The organism is bacterium (assembly GCA_030648955.1).
GTDB lineage: Bacteria > Patescibacteriota > Minisyncoccia > Phycocordibacterales > JAUSHB01 > JAUSHB01.
The window spans coordinates 1-13,517 of the sequence record JAUSHB010000019.1; the positions used below are offsets into that span (position 1 = coordinate 1).

At 42.1% G+C, this 13,517-nt stretch carries 13 protein-coding genes, 1 tRNA gene and 1 pseudogene; 3 read left to right on the plus strand and 12 right to left on the minus strand.

What is annotated here, in order from left to right; genetic code table 11:
- The 8 genes from Q7S11_04705 to pilM all read right to left on the minus strand — a co-directional run.
- On the minus strand, positions 1 to 362 hold a 362-nt coding region (locus tag Q7S11_04705; GenBank protein ID MDO8573027.1), incomplete at its 3' end, for a hypothetical protein.
- A gap of 132 nt (positions 363 to 494) precedes the next feature.
- A complete protein-coding gene (locus Q7S11_04710; GenBank protein ID MDO8573028.1) occupies positions 495 to 1,559 on the minus strand; it encodes a PilT/PilU family type 4a pilus ATPase in 1,065 nt (354 codons plus the stop codon).
- A gap of 23 nt (positions 1,560 to 1,582) precedes the next feature.
- Complete coding sequence (locus Q7S11_04715) at positions 1,583 to 1,969, minus strand: response regulator (GenBank protein ID MDO8573029.1); 387 nt, start codon at positions 1,967 to 1,969, stop codon at positions 1,583 to 1,585.
- A 38-nt stretch (positions 1,970 to 2,007) separates the two neighbouring features.
- Positions 2,008 to 3,738: a GspE/PulE family protein gene (locus Q7S11_04720; protein ID MDO8573030.1), complete on the minus strand. Its 1,731-nt coding sequence runs from the start codon at positions 3,736 to 3,738 to the stop codon at positions 2,008 to 2,010.
- Positions 3,739 to 3,898: 160 nt separating this feature from the next.
- A complete protein-coding gene (locus Q7S11_04725) occupies positions 3,899 to 4,267 on the minus strand; it encodes a hypothetical protein (GenBank protein ID MDO8573031.1) in 369 nt (122 codons plus the stop codon).
- A gap of 16 nt (positions 4,268 to 4,283) precedes the next feature.
- Positions 4,284 to 4,889 (minus strand): hypothetical protein, encoded by a 606-nt coding sequence (locus Q7S11_04730; GenBank protein ID MDO8573032.1) that lies wholly within the window; start codon positions 4,887 to 4,889, stop codon positions 4,284 to 4,286.
- Between the two features lie 9 nt (positions 4,890 to 4,898).
- Positions 4,899 to 5,570 carry a hypothetical protein gene (locus Q7S11_04735; protein ID MDO8573033.1) on the minus strand — a complete coding sequence of 224 codons (672 nt, stop codon included), beginning with the start codon at positions 5,568 to 5,570 and terminating at the stop codon, positions 4,899 to 4,901.
- Positions 5,571 to 5,581: 11 nt separating this feature from the next.
- Positions 5,582 to 6,721, minus strand: coding sequence for a type IV pilus assembly protein PilM (gene pilM, locus Q7S11_04740; GenBank protein ID MDO8573034.1), 1,140 nt, complete (start codon positions 6,719 to 6,721; stop codon positions 5,582 to 5,584).
- A 190-nt stretch (positions 6,722 to 6,911) separates the two neighbouring features.
- On the opposite strand from pilM, the gene Q7S11_04745 reads away from it, so the two are divergent.
- The gene (locus tag Q7S11_04745; protein ID MDO8573035.1) at positions 6,912 to 7,592 is read left to right on the plus strand and encodes a phosphoribosyltransferase family protein; all 681 of its coding nucleotides are present in this window, start codon (positions 6,912 to 6,914) and stop codon (positions 7,590 to 7,592) included.
- Positions 7,593 to 7,658: 66 nt separating this feature from the next.
- Here Q7S11_04745 and Q7S11_04750 read toward each other — a convergent pair whose 3' ends face one another.
- From Q7S11_04750 to Q7S11_04760, 3 genes and pseudogenes are all read right to left on the minus strand, one after another.
- Positions 7,659 to 7,994 (minus strand): hypothetical protein, encoded by a 336-nt coding sequence (locus Q7S11_04750; GenBank protein ID MDO8573036.1) that lies wholly within the window; start codon positions 7,992 to 7,994, stop codon positions 7,659 to 7,661.
- A gap of 337 nt (positions 7,995 to 8,331) precedes the next feature.
- A tRNA-Ser gene (locus Q7S11_04755) sits at positions 8,332 to 8,418 on the minus strand.
- Positions 8,419 to 8,747: 329 nt separating this feature from the next.
- Positions 8,748 to 9,509: pseudogene (locus Q7S11_04760) on the minus strand (fatty acid desaturase).
- Positions 9,510 to 9,650: 141 nt separating this feature from the next.
- On the opposite strand from Q7S11_04760, the gene Q7S11_04765 reads away from it, so the two are divergent.
- Positions 9,651 to 10,058 carry a response regulator gene (locus Q7S11_04765; protein ID MDO8573037.1) on the plus strand — a complete coding sequence of 136 codons (408 nt, stop codon included), beginning with the start codon at positions 9,651 to 9,653 and terminating at the stop codon, positions 10,056 to 10,058.
- A gap of 92 nt (positions 10,059 to 10,150) precedes the next feature.
- Here the strand turns inward: Q7S11_04765 and Q7S11_04770 are convergent, their stop codons facing one another.
- Positions 10,151 to 10,513 carry a hypothetical protein gene (locus tag Q7S11_04770; protein ID MDO8573038.1) on the minus strand — a complete coding sequence of 121 codons (363 nt, stop codon included), beginning with the start codon at positions 10,511 to 10,513 and terminating at the stop codon, positions 10,151 to 10,153.
- Between the two features lie 254 nt (positions 10,514 to 10,767).
- Here Q7S11_04770 and Q7S11_04775 point away from each other — a divergent pair, with 254 nt between their 5' ends.
- The gene (locus Q7S11_04775) at positions 10,768 to 13,437 is read left to right on the plus strand and encodes a GxxExxY protein (GenBank protein ID MDO8573039.1); all 2,670 of its coding nucleotides are present in this window, start codon (positions 10,768 to 10,770) and stop codon (positions 13,435 to 13,437) included.
- Positions 13,438 to 13,517 lie beyond the last annotated feature (80 nt).

Genomic DNA, 13,517 nt, shown 5'->3' on the forward strand with positions numbered 1-13,517 from the left:
TTATTGAGCGCCTGTGATATCGACATTCCGCTCTGGAGGTCATCTCCAATTTCAGAAAGTTTTTTCCTCATCAGGGGATTCTCCAATTCGACAGAGAGAAGCTTGAACGACCGCAAGGCGGACACTTGAGATTCAAAAAGTGTCGCAATCTGACGCGAGAGAATAACGACGTCTTTGTTCGAAATACGATTCAAAAAAGAAATGTCGCGTTCAAAAATAGGTATCTTGTCCGCTGAATGTATGGAGACAATCACTAAGTCGCGACGCTGGAGCGAACTAATGGCGACATCTTCATTGACCGCATCAATGTTGCCAGTTCTCTCTTCCCCGCTTTTTGTTATTGCTTTATATGAAAATAGCATGGCGCTTCGCTAAAATTAAAATGTAAATATCAAAATGCAAAATTACAATGGTAAATTAAAAAATTTATAGAAATCTAATTCAATATTCCTCGACATTTTTACATTTTTATCTGTCATTTTAAACTTTGATTTTTACAATAGTTTCTCCAGTCCTTTCGGATTAAACGAATGCAGATACGCATTATCGGGTGTAATCTCGCCCCTTCTCACCAAGTCGGAAAGCGAACGGTTCATGTCAATCATTCCCTCGCGTAACCCCGTTTCAATAATAACATTAATCTCGTGAGTTCTCCCCTCTCGAACAAGACTTGAAACGGCATTGTTGTTGATAAGAAGCTCATACGCAGGAACTTGTCCTCCGGAAATTCTCGGGACTAGTCGTTGAGAGAAAATTGCAATGAGACTTCCTGCAAGTTGGATTCTGATTTGTCCTTGCTGTTCAGCGGGGAACGAGTCAATGATGCGGTCAATGGTTTGTGCGGCATTATTGGTGTGGAGCGTTGAAAGTACCAAATGTCCCGTTTCAGCAGCGGTAACCGCAGTAGAAATCGTTTTGGGGTCACGCATTTCTCCGATCATGATAACATCTACATCCTGACGAAACGCTGACGTGAGAGCAGTATGAAAATCGCTCGTATCAAGACGAACTTCTCGCTGGTCGATAATGGAACGATCTTCCTTGTAAATGTACTCGATTGGATCTTCGATGGTGACAATGTGCTCTGCCCGTTCGCTATTGATAAGGTTAATCATGGATGCGAGTGTCGTTGATTTGCCTTGTCCAACAGGACCAACTACCAAGAAAAATCCCTGTTTTTTCCGTGTGAATGATTCGAGAATCGGAGGAAGGCTTAATTCATTAATTGTTTTGATATTACTTGGAATGACACGCAATGCTACCCCTGCCGCTCCTTTTTGGAAGAAGGCGTTTCCTCTGAATCGAACAATTTTTTCAACTTCGTATGAAAAATCTGATTCTTTTGTTTCAATAAATTTTTTAAAATTATTGTCACCCATGAGCTCGTGCGCGAGATTGAGCGTATCTTCAGCGGAAAGGATTACGGTGTTGACGAGTGGTATTAAATTCCCCATTACACGAACAGCGGGATAGTGATTTGCAGAAAGATGGAGGTCTGATGCGCCCTCCTTAACTACAATGGATATGAGATTATCAAGTTCTTTTTTATAATTTTGCATAACAAATGAAGACTATTAAAAAATCAGCGGGCAATGATTTCCTTGACCTTTTCCACAACTTCCGATGGAGTCGCGTTTGCTTTTACGATATATCCATCGGCTCCGAGCGCATTTCCTTTGTCAATATCCGACTGCTGACCTAAGTTTGATAAAATAATAACTTTTGCGTTCGGTGCAAGCTTTTCTCGCTTAATTGTTTCAAGAAGCTCGAAACCGTCCATTGCTGGCATAACTACATCAAGAAGAGCAATGTCTGGATTTATCCCTTCTCTAATTTTAACAAGAGCTTCAAGGCTTCCGAGCGCCGCAACGACGTCGAAATTATTCTCATTAAATTTTGTGGTGTACATATCAAGAAGAAATTTATCATCATCAACGATGAGTACTCTTTTTCTAAGGTTGTCGGTCATGGTGTATTAATTTTTTATGTATACTACCTCTAATAATACTATACTTTATTTACTTCCTCAAACGGAATAATGCCGTCAAGCGCTTTGAGTGTAGCATCTTCACGCATAGTGGTCATACCATTTCTTCTTGCAACTTTCCAAATATCCGGTTCTACGGGATTTTTTAATATTACATTTTCTATTTCCCGATCTACCTTAAGCACCTCAAACACTGCGATTCTGCCACGCGTTCCACCAGGGCAGGTCGGCGATGGAATAGCTTCGTAAAATGTTTTCCCGACTATGTTTTTTTTGAATGAGTCCGGAAGATCTGCGAACTGTTTTTCAACTATCATTTTAAGCCCTCCTTCCATGGGAAGCGGCTTTTTCGAATCTGGACAGAGCATTCTCACCAAACGCTGTGCCATTGATAAAATTACCGTAGGAGCGATTAGATAAGGATCTACCCCCATATCAACAAGACGTGGTATCGCTCCAATAGCGCTATTAGTGTGAAGCGTTGAAAGTACCAAGTGACCAGTAAGAGCGGCTTGGATTGCAAGCTGCGCCGTTTCTTTGTCTCTAATTTCTCCGACCATGATGATGTCAGGATCCTGACGAAGTATCGAGCGAAGTCCATTGGCAAATGTGTAATCAATCTCTGGTCTAACTTGAGATTGACTCATTCCACCAATATTATACTCAACGGGATCTTCGAGGCTTACCACGTTATTTTCTTCGCGATCAAGTTCGTTTACCATGGAATACAGTGTGGTGCTTTTTCCTGACCCTGTTGGGCCGGTAATGAGAATGATCCCGTGTGGTTTATCAATTGCCTCTCGAATGAGTGCGAGATGGTCGGCACGCATCCCAATTTGATCCAAGGGCTTTACCCCTCGCTCTGTATCAAGGATACGCATCACCACTTTCTCTCCATAAAATGCGGGGAATGTTGAAACACGAAAATCAATCTGTCTGCCTTCAATGCGAGCCGAAAATCGTCCGTCTTGGGGTTTTCGTTTTTCATCGAGCTTCAAGTTCGCAAGAATCTTGATGCGCGCGACCACCGCGCTGTGAACGCCAACAGGAAGGAGTAGACTTGTGTAGAGAACGCCGTCAACACGAAATCGCGCTCGGACGCGATCCCCCATGTGTTCGATGTGGACATCAGAAGCGTTTCCTTCGGTTGCATGCCTCAAAATAACCGCCACGATTTTTGTAACAGGAGCATCTTCTACAATTTTCGCGCTTTCTTTTACATGTTCCGCCTCTTTTTTTTCTTCTTGCGCTTGCTTGATGACATCTTTATTGCCAACATCCTTGATTTCGGTTTCGAGTTCAGAAAGTGCTCGAGTCACTTCTCCTGTTAATCCACGATAGTTTTTAATAACTTTATCAAAATCATCACCAAGAATGAGGAATATCTTGAAGGGCTTATTCACGCGTGCAGAAATGAATTGCAAAGCGTCTTTTGCGGCAATATTGTCGGGATCGACAACACCAACTTCAAGCACACCATCGGTAATCCCTAGGGGTACAAATTTGTAATATGTTGCAGATTCTTCCGGTATATATTTAAGAATCTCGAATGCGGGTCCATCATTACTGAGACGACGTGTCGGAAGTTTAAAATAGTCCCCTTTTATCTTAAGAATATCTTTCGGATCTACCCCGCTACGGACCAAAACACTGTCGAGGCTTTCCCCGGTAGTGTGAGATTCTTTATTAATCGAAAGTATATCTTCCTTCTTGATAACTCCCGCTTCTGCTAAATGTTCAAGAAAAGTCATTGGTAAAGTTTCATGAGCGTTTAAGCTTCGAAAGCTTTTGAAACTTCGGAAGCTGCTGAGGCTTTTATTATATTTCCATATAATTGGTTCGCTCGGTTAAAATTAAAATAAATTTCCATTTTTCCCTCGCTGTCAATTATAATTCCCCCCTGTGTGATTCCTATCTTCCTGATTGACCACTCGATATGACGCGTACTCCCTCCCCGGGAAGAAAAGGATTGGGTCGTCCTTTTGGTTGGGGGGAAATCTCACGATGAAAATCAGTGAGGGAAATAAAGGCAGGGTCTTTAAATATTGCGTCGTCAATCGTTATTGTTTTAAGCTGATTGAGTATCGAAACAATCTCTCTCACTTCTGCCAGTTGAGACGTCGTCTCAACTGACGACTGGACATCTGATGCGGCAGAATTTTTTACAAGAAGTGATGTTTCTTCTTTCTTGTCACCTACCAAAAAAACATATGCTCCAACAATAATAACGAGCACAATCACCCCGATTCCTGCGTTTTTAATAGTATTTGAAGACCCCATAAAATTACATAAAAAATTATTTGAGCGAGTATGTCGTTAGCTCTACTTGGTAATTATACCCCTCACTCGTTCCTTTTGGAGCGCTTGAAGTTGTTAGGGATATAGAATCGATATCTATGAATTCAAGACTTCGTTCAAGGTCTTTAAGAAATACTATAAATTGATCGTAATTTGCTACAACGGTAAAAGAAAACTTGTGGGCAACATATTTTGTGCTTTCTGCAGTTGCACCGACAGTTGGTGCAACCCTCCCTGGCGTAAGTTGCTGAGCCCCTGCATTGTCTGCAGAAACATTTATTGGTATCCCCGTGGTCGTTATTCCTTGAATTTTAAGCCCGCTCCGTTCCCCCACTCCTTGCAAATCATTAATGAAACGAAGATCGTCAAATTGCAATGGCAATATGCGTTCTAGCTTCTCAAGACCCTCGCGCGGAAGCGATCTCATTGCGTCAGAAAGATCTTTGGAAATATTGCCGATGTCTTCTGCTTTCGCAAGCGCAGAACTCAATTCGGCACTGTTACTCCGCAAGGTTATAATATCATCGTACTTCGGAGTTATGAACATAAAAGCAATTCCTCCCGAAATAAGTAGCAGTGCAATTGATGAGATTGTGTTAAACATATCTGTGTGTTATTGAGTTTGTTTTAAGCCTGCATTTCCCGAAAAATCTTTCGGGCTGTTATCGGGCGTTACAACAGGCGCTGTGGATGTTATGTTAAACCCGTTCTTGTATAAAAATAAAGAAGGATTAAGTGATGCTTTGAGGGAAAAAAGTACGTTTCCACTTTCATCCAGCTTATAGTCCCCAATCGAAAAATTTGCTAAATGTTCTTTATTTCCTGTTTCAAGAATAAGACCATCTCTCTGGAGTGCTAGCGAAGCGTAATTAGGCGCTATTCCAGATAATGACGCGTCGAGTTTCCCATCCTTGTTTAAATATTGAAACGACGCATAACCAACACTTTTTAGTGTCGCTTGCTCAAGAAAATCAAAAAACGAAGAGAGCACTATGTGCCCATGCACAAGTTCTTGCGCAAATTTCATTCGTGCTTTCAAATCTTTTGCTTTGTCAACAATACTCAAGTCAAAATCATTTCTCAAGTTCTGGAGCTCTTTTTTCTTTACATCAATCCCTTTCTGCAATGATTGGGCATACATATAAGCTCCTCCATATGTCACACAGGCTATTAAAAAAATTGAGAAAGATAACGTGAGAAAAAGACTCACGGGTGCTTTTCCTGTATAGTCACTTTTTGCGAGTGATTTTTTGGGAATGAACGATATTTTATTGTCGTTGCTCATAATTACTTTTTTTATTCGTCCTCTCTCATTGCTTTCAATGCTAACCCGATTGCAACTGCAAATTCTGGACCATTTTCCCGGAGCGTGCTCCCTAGAAATGCAGGGGCTTCAACTTTTGCAAATGGATCCCCCAACATAACTTCTGATTCAAAATTTTTTGTCGCAATCGCTGGTAACCCCTTGAGAAGAACCCCTCCCCCTGTCATTACAATCTTGCTTACCGTTTTATTATACCTTTTTTGATAATTAATTAACACTCGCTTTGCTTCTCCAAAGATATTGTCGAGGACTAGTGATATTATATCATTTACATTTTTTCCATTCACCATTTTTGTGGATAGCCCTACCTCACGTTTGAGTTGCTCCGCTTCAGTAACAGGAATACCAAGTGACTTTGAAAGAGCCAGCGTTATGTCCTGCGATCCCATATTGATAATATGGGGAGAATTTCGAATGACCCCATATTCAATCATTGCAAGCTTGGTTGACCCCGCACCCATATCGAGAATCATAATGGGAGCAAGGTCGTGTCCTATAACTGCTCTAATGGTACTGAATATTTCGACTTCAAACAGGGCATTCGAAATTCCCGCGCCTGTTTTAAGAGCTTGGTATTTATTGATTGCCTCGTTGTGAATCGCAGCAATAAGAACCTCAAGGGTTTTCTTGCCCTCCGTCGCGTTCCCTTGGTCTGATTTCTCATTCGTTTCTTCAAGGTCGCTATTTCTCTCCGGCATTACCCACCAATCAAGTAAAACTTCCGAAATAGGCACGGGGATGTATTTTCTCGCCTCAAGAGGAATCATCGCTTCGAGTTTCTTTTTATCCAAACGAGGCATTTCAATAATAGAAAGAAGGCTAGCACTCAAGGGAATCGAAATTGCTCCGTATGTAGCGTTAATCTTTGTTTCTTGCAGGAGGTCTTTAATCGCTCCGAGAATCTTTTCTTGGGGTAGATTGGTCGCACGCCCTACTTCAAGTCCCGCAGAGGGACCCAGAGAAAGCTCCCCATAATTTTCAAGTACGGCTTTCCCTTTGTCTTTTTTTATTTGGACGATCTTTATCGCTGACGATCCTATGTCGATACCAGCAACACTTTTACCTTGCCCGCCGACATTAAAACTTAGTATTTTATCGAAGATATTTGACATGCAACACGTAATTAGAATTAATGATATTATATCAGGCAACGAGAGACAAGTAAAAGCCCTATTACTTGAAGGGGGATAAATTGGTATACCCGAGCATACACAAAGTTTACTATTTTTATATCAGACCCCCCACGCGCAATAACCTCTTCTACTGCAATGACAAAAAATTATTGCGTAGTGAATCTATGTTATGAAAATATTTGAAAATCAATCGGTATTTAAAACGGTCGCCATTCGAGTGCTTGACTTTCTTGTCCCAGAAACATGTGTGGGATGTAAAACAACTGGAATCGCACTCTGCGATATCTGTGTGCAAAGCATTCCCCCGCCTACATATGGCGCATTTAGAGATATTATTTCATTGTTTGATTATCAAAATAAAATCATACGAAAGGCATTGTGGGCACTTAAATACAAAGGAGGTAAACGAATTGGGAAAATACTCGGCACGCTTATGTATGAGAGAATTCTAAAAACAATCCAGGATGAACAGGGTATGAACGATTTTAAGCAAGCAGTTCTTATTCCAATCCCCCTTTCAAGAAAACGACTGAAAGAGCGGGGATTTAATCAATCCGAAATTCTCGCAGAAGAATTGTCTTTTAGAGATCAAGGAAAAAAATTTACCGTAGAAACATCTGTCCTTTACCGAATAAGAGACACAGGGAGTCAGGCTCTCATAAAAGACAGGGAAACAAGGATGAATAATATTAAGGGCTGTTTTTCAATAAACAATAAAAATAAAATTCTTGGGAAAAACATTATCTTGATTGATGACATCACAACGACGGGAGCAACCCTTGAAGAGGCGAAAAAAGTACTTGTGGATAACGGAGCAAGACGCGTGATTGCGTTTACGGTGGGGCATTGAAGTCTGGGGGCTCAGAAAATAGGCGGTATGAAAAAAATACTAGAAGTGGTTTTAAGTTTGAAATTTCTAAAAATGTGTCGGCGGTTTAAATCCTAATTTAACCTGTAGTATGAAGCCGATTATTACAAGCAGGATTGGCACTATGACTCGGACGATAAGTTTTGTTTTTTGGGGGTTAAGATTGGGATATATTTTTCGTAAATAGTACCAGATAAAAACCTTGTTTTTATCTTTACCCATCTCCATGTGAGTTAAGATACATCCATCAATAACCCAATATTGAATTTGTAAAATGGTAGCTCCTACTATAATTAGCTTCCAATTAATAAGCAGGGGTGAAAGATATGCTGGTATCAATAACAGTATATGTACCCAAAACCACAATCCAAATTCTTTTTTCATAAATTCCAGTTTAACAATCTGCTGGATGCGAAATATTGAGAATTCGGTCACGAATATTTTGCTTCGCAAAATTTCTCGACCCCGACTCGTCAGTCTGAAATGCTTACGCATTTCTCTGGCTCCGTCTTTCGAATCCTCCCATCTCAAAAAAATTGTGGTCGGATTGTCCCACAGTTACTAAGCTCATTCCGAGCAAAGCTCGTCATTCACTAAGTACTGTTGGACGCGGCTCGCTGTCGCCTTGCGACATGCTCCGCCGTTCGAATCCTCACGCAGGCAAAGCAGTTTGCCTGCTCCATCTCCGTTTTAGCCTGCCGGCAGGCAGGCTCCGCAAAAACGGAGATGGGAGGATTCGAACCTCCGAGGGAGTTGCCCCCCTAACACCTTAGCACGGTGCCGCTTTCAACCACTCAGCCACATCTCCAATATATAACGGGTACAATATATTCTGCGCTCGCTCGGAAGTGAAAGCTGCTGCTCTCATTTCGCTCACTCGCTTGAATATACTTCGTATTGTAGGATAGCATGTGGCTTCGTGTTTGCCGGCCTTGTTCCGAACAATCGGAACAAGGCGAGAAATACAAAGCAGTTTGTATTTCTCCCACAGAGCCACATCTCCATAAAAACTAACAACAAAACGACCTGTAACCAACAACCTACCATATTTGGAAACTTTTTTCTATCACTTTGAATATCTACAAAAAGAAACCGCGATATATACTATATCGCGGCGACTATAAGGTTTTATGTGTGCACTCTTTTTACTGTGGCAAGACCCATCCACGTAAGGAGTTTGATGTAGAGCCACCCGATATCGAATTCCCATTTTTTGTTGGAAAATTTTGCCGATGAGCCATTCTCGTGATGATTATTGTGGAGCTCCTCCCCACCAATCAAAATTCCCCATGGAATAATATTGTGTGAATTATCCGGAGTATCAAAATTACGATATCCAAACTTCCACTTCCAGTGCCCCAACCCGTTTATTACCCCCGCGGCAAAAAGCGGAATCCATATCATCTGCACCGCCCAAACAGTAACCCCGATAACGCCGAAAAGAACGAAATCAATCACAAACATGGCGAGAATGCCTTTTTTGCAATGCCGTATATACACATTATGCTCAAGCCAATCATCCGGCGTTCCATGACCATAGTTAAGAGGTGTACCTTTATTTCTTGCTTCTATTCGATACAATTCCGTTCCCTCAAAAAGTACTTTCCGAATCCCTTTTTGATTTGGACTGTGCGGGTCATCGGGTGTTTCTACGCTTGCATGATGCTTCCTGTGAATCGCAACCCACTCTTTAGTAATCATCCCCGTTGTCAGCCATAACCAGCATCTAAAAAAGTGGCTTACCCAAGGGTGAAGTTCAACTGCTCGATGTGTTTGGTGTCGGTGAAGATATATCGTAACAGCCACAATGGTGATGTGAGTGAGCATAAACATCGCAATCACAATCCCCCACCATGGTAATGCCAGTAAACCGCCGTTAAGAAAATCAAAAATGTTCATAATGACTCCTCAATGTCTATATTGTCTGAAATTAAGTATACAACAAATAGAGTACCTTAGGACTTCCATATTGTTTTTCTTGAGAATAAGATATACTGTGAAAGTATAAAATGGCTTGGCTCAAAAAATACCCAAAACTCTATGACCGAAACTACTCACCAAAAAAAGAAAGTTCTTATCATCGAGGATGATACGTTTTTTGCTAATCTTATAGCAAGGGGTTGTAGAAATGAGAATTTGGAGTTTGAAATCGCAATCGGAGGGGAAGAAGGTGTTTCTCGCGCAAGAGAAGTATCCCCGGACTTGATCGTACTTGATATTCTTATGCCGGGAATAGACGGGTTTCAGGTTTTGGAAATGCTTAAGAATGAACCCGCACTAGCAGGAATACCGGTAATTGTTCTTTCAAATTTATCACAAGAAGACGATGTAAAAAAAGGATACGCCCTTGGTGCTGTTGACTATCTTGTTAAAGCATCTTTGAATCTAAATGAGATCGTAGAAAAAATGAAATATCATCTCGCAAAAAAAGAAGGCCCGAAGACATAGAGGCTATCACAGGATGCGGGAAAGTTGGCTCTGCGCTATCTCCGACGAGAATACCAGGTATGAAAAAGCGAGACATCCTTGTCTCGCTGTAACTACTTATTGAAATATTCATCGATTTGGTTTAGCGTTTTAGTGAGAAGAGATATTTTTTCCAGTGGCTCAACGCGAATATAGATAGCCCTATAATCAGCACGTGTAAAAATATCCGTTCGGTGAACTTTCAAAATCTTTGCTTTCCACACATCCCCAAATGAGAAATCATACATCCCATTTCTGTGAGGTGAAAAAATGCGGACACTCTCTCTTTCGCCCATTTCCCCCGGTAACGTGGGGTCGTCGCCGCACATCACGTGTTGAAAACAAAGTTTCCCTTTCAAATCCTCCACAACAGATAGAAACACGATATCTCCTTTCTTGATGGGCTTACATACCCCATTATTACCTTGAATATTCATATGTACCTCCATCTCCAGGCCAGAAATAGGTATCCTTTTGAATCCTAGCACAAAACCTATATTTTGTGCTATATGTTAACATTGAATTATTGTTGTATGGATTTCGTACAAAATCTCTTGCCGCCTGCCTGCTAAATAAGTGCGGGCAGGCGCATAGAGGATACCTACAATGATCAAGGGTTAAATATAATCGTTTATAAATAAATCATGGTGCGCGGCATACTTTTTTGTGTCTGCGGTCTATTTCGTACGGGATGGAAAAAAATATAACCCTAAAAACTTCCCTCGAGCATATATTCAGGTTAACACCGGGGCAGAAGCGGGCGCTTGGTAAACTTCGCCTCCATATTGTCAACGACCTTTTGCACCACTTCCCCGCTCGTTATACTGACACTGCACGAGTTGCTGCGATAGGTAGTTTGAAAAAAGGAGACCAAGCAGTAATCTATGGGAAAATTCACAACCTCAAAACAAAAAAGGCGTGGAAGAAAAAAATTCCCATGGCGGAAGGAACGGTTGCCGATGAAACAGGAAGTATAAAAGCGATATGGTTTCATCAGCCCTACATCGCAAAAATGACAAGCGAAGGGGAGCTTGTCCGTGTTGAGGGAAAAGTTTCCGAACGCCTACCTGTGCCAAGTAAGGTGCGACAGGTAGGTAAGGGGGAACTTTTTTTGAGTAACCCACGCATTGAACGTATCATGGAAGTTCCACAAAACACCGGCCCACTTTTCGGCGATGGAACAAGCGAGACGCTCTATCCTGTATATCCGGAAAGTCGCGGAATCACTTCAAATTGGCTCTACCACGCGATCATGAAAATGGAACGGTCGGGGGTACTTGATGCCGTTGAAGATCCTATCCCGGACGAAATGCTCAAAAGATACAATCTGCCAACGCTCAAAACAGCGCTTATTTGGATCCATTCGCCACAAAAACAAAGCCATGCAGATGGAGCACGAAAACGTTTTGCGTTTGAAGAAGTTTTTTTCATCCAACTTGCACGCCTAAAAGAAAGAAGCGAGTACGCAAAAAATCCCTCGTTTGACATTACTGTCAACCAAGAACTTGTACATGAGTTTCTAGAACGCTTCCCCTTTAAGATGACCGATGCGCAAAGTAGGGCGATTAAACAGATTCTTCTTGATTTTAAAAAAGAACATCCAATGTCACGCCTCCTTGAGGGCGATGTCGGGTCAGGAAAAACCGCTGTCGCGGCGGCAACGGCTTATGCGGTAATAACAGGAGGAGCAAATAGCACAAGTGTTAATCGACTTCAGGTTGCCATTATGGCACCAACGGAAATTCTCGCGCAGCAGCATTTTGAGAACTTCATAAAATATTTTTCGTACGCCAACATCCCCGTGGCGCTCATCACCGGAAGCGGCTGCAAGAAATTCCCCTCAAAAATAAATCCACTTTCACATACACCTATTTCACGCGCACAACTTTTGAAGTGGGTCGCCAATGGCGAAATTCCAATCTTGGTCGGCACCCATGCCCTGATTCAAAAGGCGGTAAAATTTCAAAACCTTGCCTATGTGATCATCGATGAACAGCACCGCTTCGGAGTACAGCAACGATCAAAACTCGTTGCTCGCGGATATGCGCAGATGGAGAAAGTGCAGATAGACGCAGATAACAGCGCACCAAAATCAGATTTTCTTTATAAAGACCTGACGTATACAATACGAAATGTGATTTTTACTGTGCACAACGAACTGGGACCTGGTCATAAAGAATACGTGTACCAAAGAGCGATTGAGGAAGAACTAAAGAAGAGGAGGCTATTATTTGAGCGAGAAAAAAAGATAGATGTTTTATATAACAAGAAAAAAATTGGTATATACCAGCCGGATTTTGTTATAGACGGAAAGGTGATTTTGGAGATAAAAGCGCTTGCATATATTGGACCGAAAGAAAAGAAACAATTATGGAGTTACATCAAGGGAAGCGACTACAGGGTTGCCCTGCTTGCAAATCTTGGAACAGAACGAGTACAAATAGAGCGTGTTGTTCACGATACCGCACGCCTTACATCAGCGACATCCGCGCTCAATCTGCGTACATCTGCGAAAGTGCGTGTACCGCACTTTTTATCCATGACTGCAACTCCGATCCCCAGGACCCTCGCGCTCACTGTCTATGGCGATCTTGACCTTACCCTTATTGATGAGATGCCACCGGGGAGAAAAACAATCCTTACAGAAGTGGTCACACGCGGAGAAGAAAATCGTGTATATAAAAAAATGCGCGAGGAGATCAGCGCTGGAAGACAGGCATATATTATTTGCCCACGCATTGATGAACCTGACCCAGAAAAGGAGCTCGCGCTCAACACCAAATCGGTGAAAGAAGAGGCGATGCGTCTTGATCGAGATGTGTTCCCCGATTTCACCATCGCGGTACTCCACGGCAAGATGAAGCCCGCCGAGCGCGAGGACATTATGAAACAATTTGAAAAAGGCGAGATACAAATTCTTGTTGCGACATCGGTAATCGAGGTCGGCGTAAATGTTCCAAACGCAACTATTATCGTGATCGAGGGGGCAGAGCGATTTGGCCTTGCCCAACTTCACCAACTACGCGGACGCGTACTCCGAAGCACACATCAGGCATATTGCTTTCTCTTTAGTAGCACTGAACCAAAAGTAATGCTCCCGCGACTTTCGGCGCTCGTAGCGGCAAAAAACGGATTTGAACTTGCCGAGATTGATCTTGCACTCCGTGGGATGGGAAGTCTCGCCGGAGGAAAACAGTGGGGAATTACCGATGTCGGCATGGAAGCAATCAAGAATTTAAAAATGGTAGAAGCGGCGCGCGGAGAGGCACAAACAATCTTATCCAGTGACCCAGAATTTTTAAAATTCCCCGCCATCAAAGAGCGAATGAACAATAAAAAACACGATATTCATTTTGAGTAAACATTAAGCAGGCAAGCCTTAAAAAAAACCCAACGAGGTTGAACCTTGATATAAAAACAAAAGGGCCTTTCGGCCCTTTT

Coding starts and splice junctions, on each gene's coding strand:
- Q7S11_04710 (MDO8573028.1), bottom strand. CDS start 1,559: ATGCAAAATTATAAAAAAGAACTTGATAATCTCATATCCATTGTAGTT.
- Q7S11_04715 (MDO8573029.1), bottom strand. CDS start 1,969: ATGACCGACAACCTTAGAAAAAGAGTACTCATCGTTGATGATGATAAA.
- Q7S11_04720 (MDO8573030.1), bottom strand. CDS start 3,738: ATGACTTTTCTTGAACATTTAGCAGAAGCGGGAGTTATCAAGAAGGAA.
- Q7S11_04725 (MDO8573031.1), bottom strand. CDS start 4,267: ATGGGGTCTTCAAATACTATTAAAAACGCAGGAATCGGGGTGATTGTG.
- Q7S11_04730 (MDO8573032.1), bottom strand. CDS start 4,889: ATGTTTAACACAATCTCATCAATTGCACTGCTACTTATTTCGGGAGGA.
- Q7S11_04735 (MDO8573033.1), bottom strand. CDS start 5,570: ATGAGCAACGACAATAAAATATCGTTCATTCCCAAAAAATCACTCGCA.
- pilM (MDO8573034.1), bottom strand. CDS start 6,721: ATGTCAAATATCTTCGATAAAATACTAAGTTTTAATGTCGGCGGGCAA.
- Q7S11_04745 (MDO8573035.1), top strand. CDS start 6,912: ATGAAAATATTTGAAAATCAATCGGTATTTAAAACGGTCGCCATTCGA.
- Q7S11_04750 (MDO8573036.1), bottom strand. CDS start 7,994: ATGAAAAAAGAATTTGGATTGTGGTTTTGGGTACATATACTGTTATTG.
- Q7S11_04765 (MDO8573037.1), top strand. CDS start 9,651: ATGACCGAAACTACTCACCAAAAAAAGAAAGTTCTTATCATCGAGGAT.
- Q7S11_04770 (MDO8573038.1), bottom strand. CDS start 10,513: ATGAATATTCAAGGTAATAATGGGGTATGTAAGCCCATCAAGAAAGGA.
- Q7S11_04775 (MDO8573039.1), top strand. CDS start 10,768: ATGGAAAAAAATATAACCCTAAAAACTTCCCTCGAGCATATATTCAGG.